Consider the following 2,978-nt stretch of genomic DNA (forward strand, 5'->3'; position numbering starts at 1 on the left):
CCCCCCCCCCCCGCCTGGATATTGTTGTCCGGCGCCGGGCCGGCCGATGGGCTTACTTCTGCTTCCAACTGCCGTCGGCGGCCTGGTACCACCAGCCCGCGCGGGCGCTGGCCACCCACTGCCTGGCGAAGGTCTCGCGGATCTGCGCTTCCCACTCGGGATGGCCGTTGGCGACGGCGATCTCGCGGTAGACGGCGTCGCGGTCCCGGTTCTCCTCGGCCACCAGCTGGGTCACGGCCACGCGGTCCTTCAGGCTGACCTTCGTGGCGTCACGCAGCACCACGCGGCCGTCCTTGCCAAAGCCCAGCGCGCCGGAGCTGAACTGCGCCTGCAGGCTGGCCTGGAAACGCGCGGCCATGCGGTCCTGGATGGCCTGGATGGCCGGGGTACGGATGGTGATGTCGGCGCTCTGGGCGTGCGCGGAGCTGATGAACAGCGAAGCGAAATCAAAGGACCGGCGCGCCGGCGCCTGGAACGACTGCGGGTTCACCGCCTCGGTCGGGGCGGGCGTGAGGTCGTCGCCCAGCACCTTCTCGACGAACTCCTCGGCCGCCTGCTGGGCCTCCGCGGCGGGGAAGTAAACGTTGATGGTGACGCAGGCGCCCAGGGCCAGCACGCCCGCCAGCATCAGCGTCGAGGAAAGGTACGACGGTTTCTTCAAGCCCACGGTGAACTCCTTCATTGAATGACAGGCGATTGGCCTTCGGTGGCCGCCACCAGGCGGGCAACAAGGGTTGGCCAATCGACGCGACGCCTGAAACCCACCACCTGGATGCGCGGCAGGCCGGAACCTTCCACGATGGTATAGCCATCACCGGCTGAACCAACGCCGTCCATCGCACACACGTTGTCGCGCAGGCGGCAGGCCAGGCCGATGCGCGCATAGCCGAAATCGTCGAACAGCTTGAGCACCTGGGTCTGCAGCCCGGCCACCAGGCCCGCGCCGCCCACCTTGGAAATATCCTCCACCGCGCGCTGGCTGATGCGCCGGCGTCCCTTCCAGGCCGGGTCGGTCTGCAGCCGGGCGTCGAACGCCACCGGCGACCAGTCCACCATGCGCAGCCCGGCAATGCGCCCGTCCAGGCGTCCGGTGATGGTGCCGAAGCCGAAGGCGGCGGTCATCGGCTCCATGTCGATGTCCTGGATGGCGATGTCGGCCGACAGCGTCGGAGCGATGCCGAACGGTCGCTCCATCACCAGCTCGGACAGCGCCACGCTGCCCCCGAACACCTGCATGGCCAGGCCGCCGTCCAGGGTGAGCAAACCGTCCTGGTAGCGAGCGGCCGGAATTCGGCCGGCGATCGAACCGGTGAACGGCGGCCAGCCCAGCCGCTGGGAAAGACTGCCCAGGTCCAGGGCGTCCAGGGTGGCCCCCAGCTGGAACCGGGTGCCGACCTCACCCAGCGGCGGCTGCCAGCGCAGATCGTCCAGGCTTACGCTGCCTTCCAGCGCCGAGATCCGGCTGGGTTTGACCAGCGCCAGTTCGCCGTCGGCGCTGTTGAAATCAAACTGCGCCGGGCCAAGGCCGATGCCGTAAAGCGCGCCGCTTTGCCAGGCCAGGCGGCTGGCCACCGGCGTCGTGCCCGCGGTCCAGCGCAGGCTGCCGTCCAGACCCGCCAGGATGAAGCGCTGGCGCGGGTCCACGGCCGTCACCTGGTCCACGTCCACGGCCATCGCCTGCAGCCTGCCCTCGCGCAGTGACAGCCGGGCCTTCGTCTGGCCCGACAACACCAGGTCGGCGAAACCGGCGGGCGCCAGGAAGCCACTGAGGTAGCGGTCGCGCGCCACGGCGAGGTCGCCCAGCGACAGGTCCAGCGCCAGTGCGGTCACCTCCGACGACGCGTCCAGTTCGGCACTGCCCTGCGCCTGCAGCACCTGCCCGTCCCGCCATGAGAAAGCCGGCAGCGTCCAGGGCCGTGCGCCGCGCTGCTCGGCAGTGACGCGCACCTGGACAGGGCTGGCCGGAAGCTGTGCATACAGCCCCTGTGCCAGGAGCTCACCGCCGCGCGTGTTGAGTTCGGCCTGCACACGGGTGTCGGCGCCACGCTCGCTGTAGTCGATCTCAAGCCCCGTGGACAGCCCTGCGGCCGCCAGCCAGCCGTCGGGGGTTTCAAGGCCGATGTCATCAAGCTCGAGCCGGGCCTGCACCTGGAACGGGCCGGCTTGCGGTGCGATCACGTCCAGCCGCCCCGCCACGCTGCCCTGGGTCCATTGCCCGTCGGCCCAGAGCGAGGCGAGATAGGCCTGCAGCCACGCCACCGGGATGGCCTCGAGCCGAATGCGCGAGAGATCGGGAGAAGCGGCCGACGATTCGTAGGAAATCAGCTGTTTGCCGACTTCGAATTGTGCGCGGGTAGATGTCGGAAGGATGGCCAGTGAAAGCCGGCCCGGTGCGGCTCCGGTCGCCTGCAGCGCGCCACTGCACGACCAGCCGCCGTCGTCGGTGCGCTGCAGCGGGCAGCGCCAGGCGAGGTCGCGCGAGCGGTGCGAAAGCAGCGGCATTTCAAGCTTTGCCACGCGCATTTCAAGGGTGCCGCTGCTGGCGCCGTCGGGCCAGGCCAGCACCACGTCCACGCCCTGCAGCGAACCCACGCCGGTGCGCACCGACTCCACCTGCGCGCGCAGCACGCGGCCCTGCGCGGGCAGCGTGGCCAGCACGAGCAGGCCAATCAGTAGCATCTTGCCGAGCGTGGCGGGTCGCCGCATGCTGCCAGCATAAGTGGTTTCGATGGAGCGATTAAACGATGCCCGCGATGAACCCGCGCCTGCTGCTGCTGGAAGACGACCCGGTCAGCGCGGCCTTCGTGCGGCAGGCGCTTGCGGTGCTGCCGGCCGAGGTCGAACATGCCGGCACCCTGGCGGCAGCGCGTCGCCGGGGCGGCCCCGGGCCGGCCCGCTGGGGGTTGGGCGCCCCCATGCCCGCCGGCCCAGGGGGGGGGCGGCTGGGCGGGCTTGGGCAGGGCGGGCTGGGCGGGCCG

The 2,978-nt window shown here is 70.5% G+C and carries 2 protein-coding genes and 1 pseudogene; 1 reads left to right on the top strand and 2 read right to left on the bottom strand.

All coding sequences use genetic code 11. The features are described 5' to 3' along the window. Window positions 1–52 precede the first annotated feature (52 nt). Window positions 53–667, bottom strand: a complete 615-nt coding sequence (locus K0M70_RS14725) for a YdbL family protein (protein WP_290783214.1) — start codon at window positions 665–667, stop codon at window positions 53–55. A gap of 11 nt (window positions 668–678) precedes the next feature. Next, the gene (locus K0M70_RS14730; RefSeq protein WP_290783216.1) at window positions 679–2,706 is read right to left on the bottom strand and encodes a hypothetical protein; all 2,028 of its coding nucleotides are present in this window, start codon (window positions 2,704–2,706) and stop codon (window positions 679–681) included. Window positions 2,707–2,753: 47 nt separating this feature from the next. On the opposite strand from K0M70_RS14730, the pseudogene K0M70_RS14735 reads away from it, so the two are divergent. After that, window positions 2,754–2,978 (top strand): annotated as a pseudogene (locus K0M70_RS14735) (hypothetical protein); the annotation flags it as partial.

Origin of the sequence: Arenimonas sp. (genome assembly GCF_019459675.1) — a bacterium.
Taxonomy (GTDB): domain Bacteria; phylum Pseudomonadota; class Gammaproteobacteria; order Xanthomonadales; family Xanthomonadaceae; genus Arenimonas.